Genomic DNA, 16,854 nt, shown 5'->3' on the forward strand with positions numbered 1-16,854 from the left:
ACGTTAGATTGCTTCGTTATAATCCAATAGAGGGCGGACTTCGATGGTGCCAAATTTAGCCACGGGAATGATTTCTGCGCATCGCAGTGCGGCGTCCAAGTCGGGAACGTCAATGATGTAGTATCCCCCCAAGTGTTCACGTGTTTCCGCAAAGGGGCCGTCCATGGTTTCCACCTTACCGGATTTAATCCGTAGTGAAGTTGCCGTTTCAGTCTCCTGCAACCCTTCGCCTCCTACAAATATCCCATCCTTTTCGAAAGTCTCAGTGGTAATGGCAAAATCTTCCATCATCTTGTCAAATTCAGGGGTGCCAAATGCCGGCTCTTGATCAGGTGCTGCGTAAAGCAAAAGCATGTATTTCATCTTAAGTTTCCTTCTGGTTTGTTGTTTCCTTCTCAAGGACGTTTGCACTTCGCCATTTTCGACATGCACTCAAATTTTTTTTGCCTTGTGAATGTACAATAGAACAGAGACCAAATAGTTATCCACTGCGAGATTTGTGCTAGGTGTCGTTAAAGTGTTTCGCTTATGGGGCAGGATAGGGCTGAGAAAACTTCACCCCACTTCAAGCTAGTGTCACTATCCGTCATACTTTACGAGTAGGTGTTTTACCCATTTCTTAGAAAGCCCCGGTAACTCTTAGAGTTGCCGGGTTTTTTGCTTTTCTGCTGAAATTTCCCAATGCCCCATTCATTATTGTTGTTTGTTTTGTGAACAAAAGGGCCGCATTTTGTTTATGATTTTCTTTTTAGTATTTTCATTGTGAATTCTAATGTGGATGTGAAATTCATTTTAACTATATGAATATAAAAGAATAGTTATCTTTTTAGATTGATTGATTTGTAAACTCCTTCTCTGTTGTGTATCTAGAACATCGGATAGATAGGGCTAGTGAAAACTGGCTTTTACCTTGTCTCATTCTTAGAGAACGCGATAGATACAGATAGATGGCTGGCAATTTAGATTTAAGAAACAAGCGAATATTGATCGTTGAAGAAAACAGCATGCTTTGTTCCTCGATTAAAAACATGCTGAAAAAAATGGGTAGTGCTGATGACAAAGTGCATAAAGCACAGAACGTTGTTACCTACCGACAGTTGATTAACCAATATTCGTTTGACGTGATCATTTGCTCGTACATGAGCCAGAAACGCGTCGTGGGTGCTAAGTATTTTTTCCTATATCAGCAGAGCAGATCATTTTCTCGTGATTGCTCTTTTGTCATGATCGCCAATAGCAGTGATGAAGCACAGCTCAAAGAAGTGCAGGAGTTAGAACCTGACAACATTCTTGGCCATCCATTCAACTATATTCAGCTCAAACAGACCGTGTCAGTCAGTCTGCTGAAGCGCGATATTCTGACCGCGGTGCATAAGCATCTAGTGCTGGGATATTTTGAGAGTGTGATGAATATCTGTGACGCTCAATTAAGGCGTAAAGGGGAGAAATGGTTCGGCTGCCACAAAGTCGTGGTTGATTACTATGTTGAGCAAAACAATTACGGCGCAGCGTTTGAAGTCTTAGAACGCCTGCATCAGCAAGTTAAACATCCATGGCCCCTGATAAAACAGATCACTCTTCACCTTGAATTAGGAAATGATGATAAAGCGTTGGCTTTGGCGCATGAGTACGAGCTACTAGGTTATCCTGAAGATCCTATCGTCTCACAGATTACGGCGTACCAATCGTTGCTTGATAGCAATGTGGAACGTGCGGTCGCTGTGATGAGTAACTTGTGTCAGCGCTTCCCTCATCGCGTTGAACTGACGATTAACTGTTCAATGCTGCATGTTGGGGTAGGTGAGTATGACAAAGCGCTGTGCTGCCTCGCGAAAGCCGACGACGATGCGATAGTGAGTGATGCTCAGCGGGTTGAAATCGAAGAGTTACGTCTGTTTCTCGATATTATCATCGCTTTTCAAATTAAAGGTAAGTTAAACCCTGCTAGCTTGAAAGCGACACTCAATCAGATCCTCGTTCTAGCACAGCCATCGGTGATTGATTCTCGTAAGGTGACCAAAGGGCTATATCAGCTATTATTGCAGATGAATAGCTGTAACCCTGTGTGCTCACCAAAACGCCTCGATGTTTTGTATGCACAGACACATTGGCAACATCGTAAATTGATTCTTATTGCGGTTGCGCTGCACATTGGTTGTTTGGGCCTAGTTCAGCAGTGGGTACCGGGACTGCAGCAACAAAATGTCTCAAAGAAGAATCTAGCGGCAGCGGTGAATGGGCTGATCTTGAAACGTGTTGATATGCGTCTCGCGAGTAAGTTGGATGCGATAAAGAGTGCACGTGCCAAAGAGTCGTCTGGCAGTATGGTTGATTCCTTAGCGATCAAAGCGAAAGAGGCGCCATATTATATCAATCACCATTCGCACTTTATTAATGCGATGCTTAAGTACAACGTAGCGGGCCATCCAGACCGTCAGTCTCTTGAGCAGCAGTTTACAACCAGTATTGATATTGTGATCGCGAACTTAATGAAGCAGGACCCAAAGCATCCTAAGGTGAACAAAATCCTGCAAGCGAAGCAGATAGTTGAGCAACGATTGGCGAGTTTTGCATAATTTAATCATGGATTTGAGCTATAGATAGCAGAGTTAATCGATATGGGGCCGCTTGATGGCTGTACTTAAAGGTTGCTTTTCGGTAGCATGTCGTTCCCCAATCGAATGTGATTTGACCAAGTTCTTACCGAGTACCCATCTTTAGTAAATATGCGCAGTATCCATACTAAAATTAAACCTGAGTTTGAACCTCTACTGGCTGAACTCGCTCTTCATGCTTTGCTCCATTTGCGCACCAATCATACTGGTAAAGTACTGTCGAGAAAGTCTCGCTCAGATGTTAACGATATCCTGTCTGCTTGGTTAAACAAGGCGGCCAACAGTAAAAAGTACAAGCCATTTAAGAAGAAAGTGCGTTCGTTGGTGAGTCATGCGCGAGCGCAAAACTTAGATATTGAGTCAATGCTGGACAACCTTCTCACGCCAGTTGAGGGTGATGAGCTGCCGCATTTAGACAGTTTTTTACTCTTGGTCAATACACTTGAGAAAGAGTTAAATACGACCGTCTTAGTATCAAGTCCAGAGAAAGTCGATTTGCAGCATAATAGCAAAGGGTGCTTGTTGTGTGTTCTATCGCAAGACTTAAACGCACACTTTAACAACCGTAATCGTCTTGTTGCTGACATTTCGATGTTATTTCGCGGCACACATGGTGAAAGGCATAGTTTCTTACGTACGATTTATTCTTCTTCGCTTTTTGACCACAAGGTTGAGTTTGAAGATGGTGACTTCGTGCGAATTTCTCTAGGGCTGCGAAAGTAGCTCTACTCAGCAGAAATATCAGAAATAAAAAAAAGTGGCGCGAGGCCACTTTTTTCGTTTTAAGAGAGCTTGAACTCTTGCAGTTGTTGGTTGACTTCTGACACTTCCAATCGATAGCTCGATACAATGTCATTCATTGTGCTGGCAAGCTGTCCGGTTGTTTGGGCGATTTCCGCTAGCACATCGACATCTTTATCTACCGCTTCACTCGCTTTCGATTGCTCAACCGTCGAGTTGGCAATACTGGTAATGTGCAAGTTAACCGTCTCAATCAAACTTTCTAGTTGAGTAATACTGCTATTGACATCAGACACTGAGCTAAAGGTGGCGTCGGTCGCTTCACGGCTCTTATTCATATTGCTCACAGCCGTTTGAGTATTATTGGTGATGTTAGCCAGCAGCTGAGAGATGTCTTCCGTTGCTTCCTTACTTCTTTGCGCCAAGTCCCTGACTTCAGAAGAGACGACCGCAAATCCTCGACCATGCTCGCCCGCACGGGCCGCTTCAATAGCCGCATTTAGCGCGAGTAGGTTGGTCTGCTCTGAAATACCGTTAATCGTCTCAACGATCTTGCTGACACTTTGCGCGTCCGTTTCTAGCTGTAACATGCACGACTGCGTTTGTTCGATTTGAGACACCAAGGCTTCAACCATGTGGTAAGACTCTTGGCTTTGCTGTTGGCAAGTCATCACTTTATTCGTCATTTGCTCGGTCTCTTCAAGTGAACGTTCTGACGAAGAAGCAATTTCCAAACTGGATTGCGAAAGCTCGGTCATTGCAGCAGCGATATTGCCACATTTAGCGGCGGTTGCTTGGCTACTTGCGCCTAAATCTGTGGCGCCTTGTACCATCTGCTCAAGTCTATGGTTGCTGTGTTGATTACTTTCCGTGACGTTGAGCAAAAGATTCTTAATGCTGGTAATGAGTCCATTTACGCTACGCGAAATCTGAGAAAGCTCATTTTTACCATCTGATTGGAGTACCACACTGAGATTGTTGGTTTCTGACATATGCGAAAGGTTAGTGGTTAAGTCACCCACGCGGCGTTTTAGAGTGCGTAATGACGCCACTAGTACTGAAATCAGCACCAAGCCTGCACAAAGCATTGTCGCCAGCAAAGTACTCATTTGCCACGTTGCCGCGCTAGCTTGGCTAGTCGCGATTTCCGTCATGTCGGCCTGTAGGCGATTACGAATTTGATTGACCAGCTTGATACGTTCTGTTGCTGCACTAAACCAAGCTAAAGGAGAAGGGCCTTGTAAATGGGCTAGAGTATCTTTTTGCGCTAGGTAACTTTGCTGAATTTCCTCAACTTGTTGCCAAGTCGCATTGCCTTTGGCAGCATTTAGCTGATTGATATAGGCTTGTGGCATCGTCAGTAGAGTCATTCTTTCACTGTAGTCACCTGATGCGAGGTATTGCTGGATAGCCGCATATTGCGCTGGCGACGATTGTTTTCTTGCGAAAGCTCCGTTTAACGCACCACGAACTTGGCCGGCTCGCTCTTTAATAACCATGATGGCGGTGAGTGAGTTGCCAAGGCGAGTTATTTCTTGATTGTTTACCGCTGAGATTAAAATCGATGAGTTATCAATCGCTAGCTGATTCAGATTGGAATAATAGCTAAATGGTGAAATGGTCGGGGATAATGTGTCTACTTGGGCGCGAACATCTGATAACTTGGCCAACTGCGTCAGCAAATCTTGTTTGAGTTGATTAGTTAAACTTTCCGCAATGTATTCAGGGTTGAACGTTTTAAATTCACGGATATGTTGATCGGCTTTTTGGCGCTGTTCAGAGAGTTTACTTACTTGCTCTGGCGCACCTTTACTGCCTAATACGCCAGCGGTTAAACCACGCTCTACTGCTAGATTATGCGCAAGGTTATCGTACAGTAAGGTCAGTTGGATAATCTCTTGATCTTTATGTGCTTGATCGACCGTTGTTTTTTGACTGAGAAAAAGCTCTACAGACAAGAATACGGCAATGAGTAGCGGAACCCCTGCGAGGGCAGTAACAATGTGGTGTATCGAAAAGCGCTTCATCAATGAATGCATACCTAGTCTCCTGACAAAGTTGTTATATTTTTATATATGCAACTATAGACGAAACGGATATTTTTTAGAGTGACCAAACACCAATAGTTATTGATAACCCTATTATAGGTGTTGACTTGTGCGGAAAATAATCTTTAGTTGTTCGACAATTATCATCAAAAATAGGCTAAGGTATTGATAGATAAAGGCTGGTGTTAATTTATAAAATAGACGTATGCTAGCCTCACAATATTGGCTTTTTTTCATGGTTTGTATATGTCCGCAATTGTCACACTCTCTCAGCGTTATGCTTCTCTGCCGCAATGCTTTTACACGTTAGTTAAACCACAGCCGTTAGACGATTCCCGTTGGGTCGCTTGGAACGAGGCGTTGGCGATTCAGTTTGGAATGCCACAGTCGGCCCCAACTGGCGAACTTAAAGCTTTACTAAGCGGCGAACAGCTTGATGAAAGTAGACCGCCACTTGCCATGAAGTATGCTGGACATCAATTTGGAACGTATAACCCACAGCTAGGTGACGGACGGGGCTTGTTGCTCGGTGAAATGACCGCCCAAGACGGTCAAGTATACGATCTTCATATTAAGGGCGCAGGATTGACACCTTATTCGCGTATGGGAGATGGCCGAGCAGTACTGAGATCAACCATTCGTGAGTACCTATGCAGTGAGGCGATGGCGGGACTAGGTATACCTACAACTCGGGCGCTTGGTATGCTGGTGAGTGACACGCCAGTGTATCGCGAGAAAATGGAGCAGGGCGCCTTGTTACTTCGAGTGGCAACCACTCACATTCGCTTTGGTCATTTTGAGCATTTCTTTTACACCAATCAACTTAGCGAACTAAAACTATTGGCCGATAAAGTCATTGAATGGTATTGGCCAGAGTGTCTAGAGCACGATAAACCTTACGCGGTAATGTTTAACAATATTGTCGAGCGTACCGCAGAGATGATTGCGCTGTGGCAGGCGTATGGTTTTGCGCACGGTGTGATGAATACCGATAATATGTCGATTGTCGGCGAAACCTTTGATTATGGGCCGTTTGGCTTTTTGGATGATTATGAGCCTGGTTATATTTGTAACCATTCTGATTATCAAGGCCGCTATGCTTTCGATCAGCAACCAAGAATTGGTTTATGGAACTTATCTGCATTGGCGCATAGCCTATCGCCGTTAGTTGCGCGAGAAGACCTAGAGCGGTCATTATCTGGCTATGAAACAAAACTTGGCCTACATTTTAGCCGCTTAATGCGCGATAAGTTGGGCCTGCAAAGCAAGCATGAGGGAGATTCTCAGTTGTTCGCTTCAATGTTCGAATTGCTGCATCAAAACCGAGTCGATTACACTCGCTTCATGCGCACCTTATCCTGCCTTGATCGGAGTGATATCAGTGAGGTGTACGATCTATTTATCGATCGAAAGGCCGCGAAGTTATGGCTAGCGAACTATTTGCAGCGCTGCGAGGTGGAAAGGGATGAGCAAGGCCAACAAATTAGTGATGCACAGCGCTGCGAACAGATGCGTAAAGCGAACCCTAAATACATCCTGCGTAATTATCTTGCTCAATTAGCGATTGATAAAGCTGAGCAGGGGGACTTTTCCGAGGTTCATCAATTAGCGCAGTTATTACGTCAACCCTATGCAGAGCAGCCAGAGATGGAAGCGTATGCCAACTTACCGCCAGACTGGGGTAAGAAAATGGAAATTAGCTGCTCATCTTAATCTGATTGGCTCCATATCTGGAGCTTCTCTTTGAGTAGGGTGCGATTTAATGGTTTGGTCAGAAAGTCGTTCATGCCTGCGTCTTTGCAGGCTTTGCGATCACTTTCCATTGCATTGGCTGTCATCGCAATGATCGGGATGTTTCTTACTTCGTTACCCCCCTCTCCGTTGCGAATTCGGTGGGTGGCTTCGTAGCCATCCATTTCGGGCATTTGGCAATCCATCAATATCATATCGAATGACTGTGAACCTGAAAGCGCATCGAGTGCTTCTTTACCATTATTGGCAATCGTGCTGTATAGCCCCATCTTGTGTAAAACGCCGGTGATGACCATTTGGTTGACACGATTATCCTCGACAACCAGTAGCCTTAAACCGCTTTTCAATTCGGGTTCTGGCTGTGGGGCAGGCTCTAACGCAGATAAATAGTTGTGGGTGACCAATTGCTCCCCAGGTGAGAAGTCGGGGCTGGCAATAACTTTTAGCGCGTTAAGTAAATCTTGAGTGGTTGCCGGCTTAACGAAATAGCCGCTGAAGCCATAAGTTTCAAAGGCGTTTTGTTGAGATATCGCCTCAATTGACGTCATCATGATGAGTTTGATCGATTGAGTCTTTGGATTGGCTTTCAGATTTTGGCTCAACTCCAGCCCACTTACATCGGGCATCTGCATATCTAATAGAGCAATATCAAACATCGGGAATTGCTCGTCATCGCGGCGTTGGCACAGTTCAAAGGCTTCTTTAGCACTAGAAGCGGCAATCACTTTTGAACCCCAGTGCTGCAATTGTCGCGTAATGGCTTCGCGGTTAATCGCATTGTCGTCGACAACTAAGATATTGAGCAATGACACGTCGACAGATGGAATGACTTTTGTCGATTGGTCCGATTTACCCACCTGAATATGAAATGAAAACTCGCTCCCTTTGCCCGTTTCACTATTGACTGTAACGCGACCCCCCATCGCGTGGCATAAGCGCTTAACAATCGCTAACCCTAAACCAGTACCGCCATAGCGACGTGTGGTAGAAGCATCAACTTGACTGAATTTATCAAATAGGGAATCAAGTCTGTCTTGTGGTATGCCGATACCTGAATCTCTCACCGAAGCTTTGAGCTGCCAGTTATCCTCATCGTGTTCATCCAAGCGTACGCTAATTACCACTTCGCCTTGTTCTGTAAACTTCAATGCATTGCTGACTAAGTTAGAGAAAATCTGTCTAATTCGAGTACTGTCAGCGAGAATCATTGAGTGTTCGACCTGGACCATATCAAGAATGATCTCAACGTTCGGGTTGGTTGAGCTCGCTGCCATCTGTTCAGAGAAATCGCCGAGCATGTGCCTTAAATCAAAGTGATGACGTTCAAGTTCTAGCTTATCAGCGTCAATTTTAGAGAAGTCCAAAATGTCGTTGAGTAATGCCAAAAGGGAGAGGGCACTGGTATGAGCGAGATAAGCTTGATGAGACTGTGAGGTGTTGAGGTTGTTCTCTAATAGCAGATCGAGCATGCCAATAATGCCATTCATTGGCGTTCGGATCTCGTGACTCATCACCGCCAAGAATTCGCTTTTTGATTTCGCCGCTTCTTCGGCTTCTTCTTTGGCGGCGATCAACGCTTGCTCTCCATCCTTCTGCTTGGAAATATCTTTGATTACACCAGAAAATATCACGCCGTCATTGGTTTCGACCTTGGCAATGGATAAAAGGATTGGGAACTGCTCGCCTTCTTTATTTACCGCTTGAAACTCTCTGCCAAGACGGCCTTCCTTGTCTTTAACACCAATGATTTTGCTGCGTCCTGTCGCATTATGTTGGTCGATAAAGGTTTGGTGCATGGAGGCGTACTTTTTAGGCATTAAGTTTTCGACAGGCATGCCAATCGCATCGTGCTCTAAATAGCCAAACATTCTCTGGGCAGCTTGGTTAAAGCTAAGGATCTTGCCTCTTTGATCTATGGTGACGATGCCGTCAGCAGCGGTATCCAAGATGGCCTCAAGTTTTTGACTAAGCAGTATTTGGCTTTCTTCGGATACTTGTTTTAGCTTCATCTCCTCATCAAGTCTCTTTATCGAGATGGTGTTGGTATGGATACGTTGCAGTAAGTGGTTAATCGTTGAGGCGATAGTATTTGCTTCTGGGCTAGCAAAATTAGGCAGTCTCTGTTCTGGCCGATTAGAGCTGATTTTACGAATACGCGAGTCGAGTTGATTGAGGGGCTGGACGATCAGAGCCCGTAAAGAAATCCATAACGCCAAAGTTAATAGGACTGCCGAAAGGGCAAAAATGAACAACATCATTTGCTTGATGGCACTGAGACTACTGAGTGCTTCTTCCTCATCGAACGTGACGGATAGCAGGTAGTTTACTTGATCAAAGAACATATCCTTTTCAGCACTTATTGGCATTGCTGGTGGCGTTGCATTACCAACGGTGATGGGCGCAATATTACTCAATTCGTCAGATAGCTTGATTTGAGTGACTGGATAGAAGGCGTGCTCAAGACGAAGCAACGTAGCATCGAGTAAATCCTTCATACTGGTTTGCCAGTCAAATGAGATTAGAGTCCAGCCGAGCACTTGCTCACGGAATAATATTGGGCTGGCAACCCATTGAGAAATCGCCTCCTTGTCGATAAGGAAAGGGTCAATGCCCGGCGTGCTGATGACGGTGTTACGGATAAACAAAGGACTAAACATAGTACGGGTAAGCAATTTCTCGTATAGCCATTGTTCACCATAGAACTTTTCTTTCTGGTAATTGATGGTGGACGTTGAAAAAACATGACCGTCATAGTCGACGATAAAGATGTAATTGACGAACTGACTGTTTTTTATCGAATCATTCAACTCCTGAGCCACGCCTCGATTGATGCCGAGATCAAGTGCTTTGATGACCCTGCGATTCTGGCTGTTGAGGTTGGCAATTGACGTCACTTTTTGGTTATAGCCATCAATAATGCCTTCTGCGAGCTCGAGAGAGCCACTTAGGCTTTGGTGAGCGTTATAGCGAATGGTCCGCTCTGAAAAACTAGCAATGTAGTAACCCGCGCCAAGGAAAATACAGACGATAAGTAGGGTCACGATGGCCAGAATTTTCTGCGTTAAGCCCATAATTGATTAGTACCATTGGAAACGGAATGAAGTGAGGTCTTTTGTGTCAATCCCCAGCCGCTCCATACTTTTACGATTAATCAGAAAGGTGGGTTGATCTTGTAAGCTCGATTGAAGATGTCGAGGTTCTTTACCATTGAGAAGGATATCGGCAGCCAAGGAGCCTGACTGTTTCCCCAGTTGATAAAAGTCAGCGACGGGTCCAAAAGTCGCGCCTTTTTGTATGCCTTTTTTGTTTGAACTCAAAATTGGGATATTCGATTGATTGGCAATCGTGATCAAGACCTCTTCTCCACCATTTTGCAGCAACGTGTCGGTTGTTGTAATGAACAAGTCGACATTGGGCGCGATAAGTGAAGCTTGCTGTTTGAGCTCTTGAAGGTTGTTCACTTCAATATCATGAACAGCGATGTTTTTTCTCTTTAATAGGCGGATTAGGTTTGATGCTTGGATCTTGGAGTTAGGCTCACCGACGCGATGAAAAATAGCGGCAGACAGTGTGTTAGGGACCAGAGTGTCGATCAGTTGAACATAGTGTTGTAGTGAGATGTAGTTACTGGTGCCAACAAGGTTATTGCCTGAATATTCAAATGAATCGATAAGTCCAGAGTCAGCGGGGTAGGTCACGATGGAAAATACGATCGGCGTTGTTTTCGGAAAGGTTCGTTTGACAATGATGGTACCGGGGGTAGTCAGAGAGTAAACCAAATCCACCTCTCGAGCCGACATGGATAAAATCGTTTGTTCTTGGACTTGTTTATCACTCGAAGGTTGAGCTGAGATGAAGGAGACTTTGTCCAAATTAACCCCATTTTCAGCTAACCCATCTTTGAACCCTTGAACGTTCTCCGGATAACCAGTCCAAGTTGCGAGTGCGATCTTATATGAAGGTGCTGCATATAAAGAAAACGGAACAAACAAAATCACCAATGTAGTTAAAAAAGAGCGGGATAACCTTGTGCCGATTTTCATTGCGTCACCTAGCGTAATTGTCCTATTTATTTGTTTAGCTTAGACGGAAAGCGGGTGTTTTGAAGAGTTTACGTTGCTAATTTTGTTAATGAGATGTGACCTGTGTCCGCGAGAGTTTCAAATTATGGCCATTTGTCGATCAATGAGTCTCGGATAAATGATTACACTCGCTTTATAAATTGAAGTTGTAGTAGGTAAGGGTATGACAGCCAAGATCCTCGTTGTCGATGACGATCAAGAAATTTGTGAGTTGTTAGAAGAGTATCTAACTAAGCAAAGTTACCAAGTGAGTGCGGTTAATGATGGCGAGCAAATGAAGGCCGAGATTGATCAGCATGGTTATCCTGATCTGATTTTGCTTGATGTTATGCTGCCTGGTGACGACGGGTTTACCCTTTGTCAGCACATCCGTCGTCAGTCTTCGGTTCCGATTATCATGCTGACAGCAGTCTCAGATGATACTGACCAAATCATTGGTTTAGAAATTGGTGCTGATGACTATATTGCCAAACCCTTTAACCCTCGTCATTTAAATGCACGCATCAAAGCGGTCATGCGCAGAGTCTCTCAAGCCGAAGAGCTCCCTGCCAGCTCAACCGCCAAATCGATCGTGTTTGGCGATTGGCAGCTAGATCCTTTAGCGCATCGTATTACCCATTTAGAAAACCATCAGAGTCATGACCTATCTGGTAGTGACTTTGCGCTGCTGATGTTGTTTTTGAAGCGCCCCAATGAAGTACTTGATCGAGATACGATATCTTTTGCTACTCGAGGGCGCGAGGCGTTACCCTTTGAGCGAGGTATCGATGTTCAACTGAGTCGCCTTCGTCAGCGTTTAGGCGACAGTGCTCGATTTCCTCACTACATAAAAACCATGCGAGGCAACGGCTATATCTTGGCGGTTCCGGTGAGCTATGAGCAATAGGTCATGGTTTCGGTTATTTAAGCCCAATTCACTGGTTGGTCGCACGTTAGGATTGACGCTACTGGCGGTCATTTTAGCGCAGGGTGTTGCCACCAGTATTTGGTATACCGAATCCAAACACAAAGAGTTGGCAGGCATTCGAGATGCATCAGAGAGTATGGCGAATATGTTTGCTTCGACTGTGACCTTCTTTCAATCACTACCGGTAAAATATCGCCATATCGTGCTAGATCAGATTCGCAATATGGGCGGGACAAGGTTCTTCGTTTCTTTTAATAAAGAGCAGTTGATTGTAGAGCCGATCAAAGATACGCCGTTAAAGTTGGCGTCGATTCACGCCATAGAATCCGTCCTGAAAAACAAGCTACGCAAAGCAGAAAGTATCTCAGTTGATTTTTCTCACCCTGATAATCTACGTCTGCTTAAAAACGATATCTACCTGCACGATCTGCCCAAGTCATGGGCGCACCACACCTTGACCCTAAAGCCAATTGACCCACCGATTCTTGTGGTACAGATTGAGCTCGCGACCCATGAATGGCTTTATATCGCAGCGTTATTACCCGCCCCTTACGTTACCCTTGACGATACCTTGATTGGGAGAGAGCAAATACTGTTTCTCATTTTCTCAACGACGATTTTATTGGCGTTGACGTACTTGCTGGTACGCCGGCAAGTCAAACCTCTGAAGCGCTTAGCAAAAGCGGCCAATGAAATGAGTATGGACATTGACCAAGCGCCACTCAAAGAAGAGGGAGCGAGTGAGCTAGTGACCGCGACGCGAGCATTTAATCGCATGCAACAACGTATTCGTCGCTATGTCGCCGATCGAGAGCATCTGTTTTCTGCTATCTCCCATGACTTAAAAACACCGATTACTCGTTTACGACTTCGCGCGGAACTGCTTGAAAGCGATCAAAAGCGTTCGAAATTTAACCGCGACCTTGATGAATTAGAGATGATGGTCAAAGGGGCATTGCAGTGTGTAAGAGATACCGACTTACATGAAAATAATGCCTATATCGATCTCAGTGAATTAATTACTTCCATTGTCGAGCCGCTGAATCAGTACCAGCAGCAGGTTGTGTTTACGCCTGCTGATATGGAGCCGATTGTGGCTAAGCCGCTCGCCATGAAACGTGTACTAAGTAATTTAGTTGATAACGCAGTGAAGTATGGCATGAAAGCGAACATCGAAATCCGCACTGATGAAGAGTGGATTAAAGTGGTGATCTGCGATCAGGGACCGGGCATACCAGAAGATAAGCTTGAAGCTGTGTTTGAGCCCTATTTCCGCTTAGCGACAGATGATGATGGGCACGGCTTAGGGCTCGGAATTTGCCGTAATATTCTCCACGGACATGGTGGAGATCTCATTATTGACAACTTGCCTACTAAGGGACTTCGCGCGCAAGTCTTTATTCCTTCTAGCTTAGAAGTCTAATGTAACATTGTTGTTACATTGTCTTTACGGTTTGTTTCAATCAAAAAATTCTATTTGGTTAGACTCGTTTTAGTACAAGCAAGAACGCTTGGGGTCATTGAGCTGTTGGCCTGAATGTCTAATCCAATACATGGAAGATAATAATGAAACTTAATAAAACCCTACTTACTTTATCCCTCCTTTCAGCTACGAATGTTGCAAGTGCTGGCGAAGTTGAAGTGCTTCACTGGTGGACTGCAGGCGGCGAAGCGAAATCAGCAGCCGTGCTAAAAGATATGCTTGAGCAGCAAAACCATACTTGGAAAGATTTTGCGGTTGCTGGTGGCGGCGGTGAGTCAGCGATGACGGTACTGAAAACGCGCGCGGTATCAGGTAATCCACCTTCTGCTGCGCAGATCAAAGGGCATGATATTCAGGAGTGGGGTGGTTTAGGCTTCTTAACGTCTCTTGATAGCACAGGTAAACAAGAAAACTGGGACGAAATCTTACCTTCAGTCGTCACTAAAGTAATGAAGTTTGATGGTGAATACGTAGCGGTACCTGTTAACGTACACCGAGTGAACTGGATTTGGGCTAACCCAGAAGTGCTTAAAAAAGCGGGAGTAGAGCTGCCAACTACATTGGATGAGTTCTTTGTTGCGGCTGAAAAAATTAAGGCTGCGGGCTATGTTCCATTGGCACACGGTGGCCAGCCATGGCAAGACGCGACTGTGTTTGAAGCTGTCGCGCTCGATGTGCTAGGCAGTGAAGATTACAACAAAGCATTTGTTGACCTCGATATGAGCGTATTATCTGGCGACAAGATGGTTGAAGTGTTCACCAAGTTCCAAAAAATTCGTGATTACATTGATGCAAACTCGCCAGGTCGTGACTGGAACGTCGCAACTTCTATGGTGATCAATGGTGAAGCCGCAATGCAAATCATGGGCGACTGGGCAAAAGGTGAGTTTACGGCAGCAGGCAAAGTACCGGGTAAAGATTACATCTGTGCACCAGCGCCGGGTACAGCTGGCCAGTTTACTTTCAATATCGATAGCTTTGCTTTCTTTGAGCTCAGCGATAAAGGCAATCAAAAAGCGCAGCAAGATCTTGCGCGCACCATCCTAACTAAAGACTTCCAAGAAGTATTCAACCTTAACAAGGGTTCTATCCCAGTACGTTTGGATATGGACATGGCGAAGTTTGACCAATGTGCTCTAGATTCAATGGCAACCTTTAAAGCGAGTGCGAAGTCGGGTGATCTTGTACCAAGTATGGCGCACGGTCTATCAACAACAAGCTACGCTCAGGGCGCTATCTACGACGTTGTGACTAATTTCTTTAACGATGCTGACGCCGATCCTCAGCAAGCTGCACAGAAACTAGCCAAAGCGGTTAAAGCAGCGATTTAAATCTTCGTTGATATCAAACACCCCCAAAGGGCGTTCAGGCTTGTGGGGAGCCTGTTCGCCCTTTTCCTTTACCCAAATAGGAATTTGATTTGGGTTGATGACGTAAGGATTCGTTATGGAGCATGTTGTAAATCGGTACGAGAAGAAGTCGACAGCGAAGCCAAATTTGGCCGATAGACTTCAGCACTGGCTACCGAAAATCGTTCTTGCCCCGACCGTGTTAGTAACTGTGGTGTGTATTTACGGTTACATTTTTTGGACGGCGGCACTTTCAATGACCAACTCCCGTTTTCTACCAAGTTTCAACTTTGCTGGCTTTGTGCAATATGAAAAGTTGATGGAAAACGATCGTTGGATTACTTCAATTACCAATTTAGGCATCTTTGGTTTGCTGTTTATGCTGGTCGCAATCGGCCTTGGCGTCGGCTTAGCCATCTTGCTTGACCAAAATATCCGCCAAGAAGGGGCAATTCGTACTATCTATCTTTATCCAATGGCGTTGTCATTCATTGTGACAGGTACTGCTTGGAAGTGGATTTTGAACCCGGGGTTAGGCATTGAGAAGCTAATGCAAGACTGGGGCTTTACCGACTTTAAATTTAACTGGTTAGTTGATTCCGATATGGCGGTTTATACCTTAGTGATCGCCGCAGTATGGCAATCGTCAGGGTTTGTGATGGCGATGTTCCTTGCTGGCTTGCGTGGTATTGATGCCTCCATTATCAAAGCAGCGCAAATCGATGGTGCTAATCTGCCGACCATTTACTGGCGCATCATAATGCCGTGCTTAAGACCAGTGTTTTTTAGCGCAGTGATCATTACATCACACATCGCGATTAAGAGTTTTGACCTAGTTACGGCGATGACCGCCGGTGGCCCTGGTTATTCATCTGATTTACCGGCGCTGTTTATGTACGCACACTCGTTCACTCGTGGTCAAATTGGTCTTGGTGCTGCCAGTGCGATGATGATGCTGGCGGGTATCTTAGCGATTCTTGTGCCGTATCTTTATTCTGAACTTAGGGAGAAGAAGTCATGATGCAGAGTATCAATTTCTCTCGACTGTTTATTTACTCGACATTGCTGTTCTTCTGTCTTGTTTACCTAATGCCACTGTTTGTGATGGTGATTACCTCGTTCAAAACCTTGCCAGATATTAAGGCGGGTAACTTGATGAGCTTGCCGACTGAGTGGGTATTTGATGCTTGGTTTAAGGCTTGGGATAGTGCCTGTACTGGTGTGAAGTGTGAAGGCGTTAAGGGCTATTTTTGGAATTCGTTCCAGATGGTGATTCCAGCAGTGGCTATTTCGACGCTATTGGGCGCGTTTAATGGTTACGTTGTGACCAAATGGCAATTCCGTGGCTCAAATCTATTCTTCAGCCTGTTGTTGTTTGGTTGCTTTATTCCATTTCAAGTCGTTCTTCTACCAATGGCGACTGTGTTGGGCAAGTTAGGCTTAGCGAATACCACAACGGGTCTGGTGATTGTTCATGTTATCTACGGCATGGCATTTACGACGCTGTTTTTCCGCAACTTCTACATCAGCATTCCAGATGAGCTTGTTAAAGCAGCAAAGCTTGATGGCGCAGGGTTCTTTACCATCTTCTTTAAGATTCTTCTGCCGATATCAACACCCATCATTATGGTCACGGTTATCTGGCAGTTCACGGCGATTTGGAATGACTTCTTATTCGGCGTGGTTTACTCCGGTTCAGAAACTCAGCCGATAACGGTGGCACTGAATAACTTAGTCAATACCAGTACCGGGATTAAAGAGTACAACGTCGACATGGCGGCGGCGATCATTGCTGCATTGCCGACCTTATTGGTTTACGTCTTAGCAGGAAAATACTTTGTTCGCGGCTTAACGGCTGGATCGGTAAAAGGATAATT

At 45.0% G+C, this 16,854-nt stretch carries 12 protein-coding genes; 8 read left to right on the forward strand and 4 right to left on the reverse strand.

The window, feature by feature from the left end; translation table 11 throughout:
- Positions 1-3: 3 nt before the first annotated feature.
- Complete coding sequence (locus ACHUFZ_RS14820) at positions 4-363, reverse strand: YciI family protein (RefSeq protein ID WP_394127752.1); 360 nt, start codon at positions 361-363, stop codon at positions 4-6.
- 584 nt (positions 364-947) lie between these two features.
- Here ACHUFZ_RS14820 and ACHUFZ_RS14825 point away from each other — a divergent pair.
- A complete protein-coding gene (locus ACHUFZ_RS14825) occupies positions 948-2,576 on the forward strand; it encodes a response regulator (RefSeq protein WP_394127753.1) in 1,629 nt (542 codons plus the stop codon).
- Positions 2,577-2,726: 150 nt separating this feature from the next.
- Positions 2,727-3,338 (forward strand): DUF2913 family protein, encoded by a 612-nt coding sequence (locus ACHUFZ_RS14830; protein ID WP_394127754.1) that lies wholly within the window; start codon positions 2,727-2,729, stop codon positions 3,336-3,338.
- A 59-nt stretch (positions 3,339-3,397) separates the two neighbouring features.
- On the opposite strand, the gene ACHUFZ_RS14835 is transcribed toward ACHUFZ_RS14830, so the two are convergent.
- Positions 3,398-5,395, reverse strand: a complete 1,998-nt coding sequence (locus ACHUFZ_RS14835; protein WP_394127755.1) for a methyl-accepting chemotaxis protein — start codon at positions 5,393-5,395, stop codon at positions 3,398-3,400.
- A 255-nt stretch (positions 5,396-5,650) separates the two neighbouring features.
- Between ACHUFZ_RS14835 and ACHUFZ_RS14840 the strand changes: the two genes are divergently transcribed.
- Positions 5,651-7,117 carry a protein adenylyltransferase SelO gene (locus ACHUFZ_RS14840; RefSeq protein ID WP_394127756.1) on the forward strand — a complete coding sequence of 489 codons (1,467 nt, stop codon included), beginning with the start codon at positions 5,651-5,653 and terminating at the stop codon, positions 7,115-7,117.
- On the opposite strand, the gene ACHUFZ_RS14845 is transcribed toward ACHUFZ_RS14840, so the two are convergent.
- Together ACHUFZ_RS14845 and ACHUFZ_RS14850 are read right to left on the reverse strand one after the other, a co-directional pair.
- Positions 7,114-10,227: a response regulator gene (locus ACHUFZ_RS14845; RefSeq protein ID WP_394127757.1), complete on the reverse strand. Its 3,114-nt coding sequence runs from the start codon at positions 10,225-10,227 to the stop codon at positions 7,114-7,116. The two genes, ACHUFZ_RS14840 and ACHUFZ_RS14845, sit on opposite strands and share 4 nt — an antisense overlap.
- A gap of 6 nt (positions 10,228-10,233) precedes the next feature.
- Positions 10,234-11,199, reverse strand: coding sequence for an ABC transporter substrate-binding protein (locus ACHUFZ_RS14850; protein ID WP_394127758.1), 966 nt, complete (start codon positions 11,197-11,199; stop codon positions 10,234-10,236).
- A gap of 202 nt (positions 11,200-11,401) precedes the next feature.
- Between ACHUFZ_RS14850 and ACHUFZ_RS14855 the strand changes: the two genes are divergently transcribed.
- From ACHUFZ_RS14855 to ACHUFZ_RS14875, 5 genes are all read left to right on the forward strand, one after another.
- Complete coding sequence (locus ACHUFZ_RS14855; RefSeq protein WP_394127759.1) at positions 11,402-12,124, forward strand: response regulator; 723 nt, start codon at positions 11,402-11,404, stop codon at positions 12,122-12,124.
- Positions 12,114-13,568: an ATP-binding protein gene (locus ACHUFZ_RS14860; RefSeq protein ID WP_394127760.1), complete on the forward strand. Its 1,455-nt coding sequence runs from the start codon at positions 12,114-12,116 to the stop codon at positions 13,566-13,568. Before ACHUFZ_RS14855 ends, ACHUFZ_RS14860 begins: the two co-directional genes overlap by 11 nt.
- Before the next feature lie 143 nt (positions 13,569-13,711).
- On the forward strand, positions 13,712-14,959 hold the full coding sequence (locus ACHUFZ_RS14865) for an ABC transporter substrate-binding protein (RefSeq protein ID WP_394127761.1): 1,248 nt from the start codon (positions 13,712-13,714) through the stop codon (positions 14,957-14,959).
- Positions 14,960-15,074: 115 nt separating this feature from the next.
- Positions 15,075-15,998, forward strand: a complete 924-nt coding sequence (locus ACHUFZ_RS14870; protein ID WP_134835332.1) for a carbohydrate ABC transporter permease — start codon at positions 15,075-15,077, stop codon at positions 15,996-15,998.
- Positions 15,995-16,852: a carbohydrate ABC transporter permease gene (locus ACHUFZ_RS14875; RefSeq protein ID WP_394127762.1), complete on the forward strand. Its 858-nt coding sequence runs from the start codon at positions 15,995-15,997 to the stop codon at positions 16,850-16,852. Before ACHUFZ_RS14870 ends, ACHUFZ_RS14875 begins: the two co-directional genes overlap by 4 nt.
- Positions 16,853-16,854 lie beyond the last annotated feature (2 nt).

The sequence above is a fragment of the Vibrio hepatarius genome (assembly GCF_043642085.1).
Classification (GTDB): domain Bacteria; phylum Pseudomonadota; class Gammaproteobacteria; order Enterobacterales; family Vibrionaceae; genus Vibrio; species Vibrio hepatarius_C.

Excerpts from the sequence above, each read along its gene's own strand:
- ACHUFZ_RS14865 (WP_394127761.1), top strand. The coding sequence starts at position 13,712 with ATGAAACTTAATAAAACCCTACTTACTTTATCCCTCCTTTCAGCTACG.
- ACHUFZ_RS14875 (WP_394127762.1), top strand. The coding sequence starts at position 15,995 with ATGATGCAGAGTATCAATTTCTCTCGACTGTTTATTTACTCGACATTG.
- ACHUFZ_RS14835 (WP_394127755.1), bottom strand. The coding sequence starts at position 5,395 with ATGCATTCATTGATGAAGCGCTTTTCGATACACCACATTGTTACTGCC.
- ACHUFZ_RS14860 (WP_394127760.1), top strand. The coding sequence starts at position 12,114 with ATGAGCAATAGGTCATGGTTTCGGTTATTTAAGCCCAATTCACTGGTT.
- ACHUFZ_RS14870 (WP_134835332.1), top strand. The coding sequence starts at position 15,075 with ATGGAGCATGTTGTAAATCGGTACGAGAAGAAGTCGACAGCGAAGCCA.
- ACHUFZ_RS14845 (WP_394127757.1), bottom strand. The coding sequence starts at position 10,227 with ATGGGCTTAACGCAGAAAATTCTGGCCATCGTGACCCTACTTATCGTC.
- ACHUFZ_RS14830 (WP_394127754.1), top strand. The coding sequence starts at position 2,727 with ATGCGCAGTATCCATACTAAAATTAAACCTGAGTTTGAACCTCTACTG.
- ACHUFZ_RS14825 (WP_394127753.1), top strand. The coding sequence starts at position 948 with ATGGCTGGCAATTTAGATTTAAGAAACAAGCGAATATTGATCGTTGAA.
- ACHUFZ_RS14850 (WP_394127758.1), bottom strand. The coding sequence starts at position 11,199 with ATGAAAATCGGCACAAGGTTATCCCGCTCTTTTTTAACTACATTGGTG.
- ACHUFZ_RS14840 (WP_394127756.1), top strand. The coding sequence starts at position 5,651 with ATGTCCGCAATTGTCACACTCTCTCAGCGTTATGCTTCTCTGCCGCAA.
- ACHUFZ_RS14855 (WP_394127759.1), top strand. The coding sequence starts at position 11,402 with ATGACAGCCAAGATCCTCGTTGTCGATGACGATCAAGAAATTTGTGAG.
- ACHUFZ_RS14820 (WP_394127752.1), bottom strand. The coding sequence starts at position 363 with ATGAAATACATGCTTTTGCTTTACGCAGCACCTGATCAAGAGCCGGCA.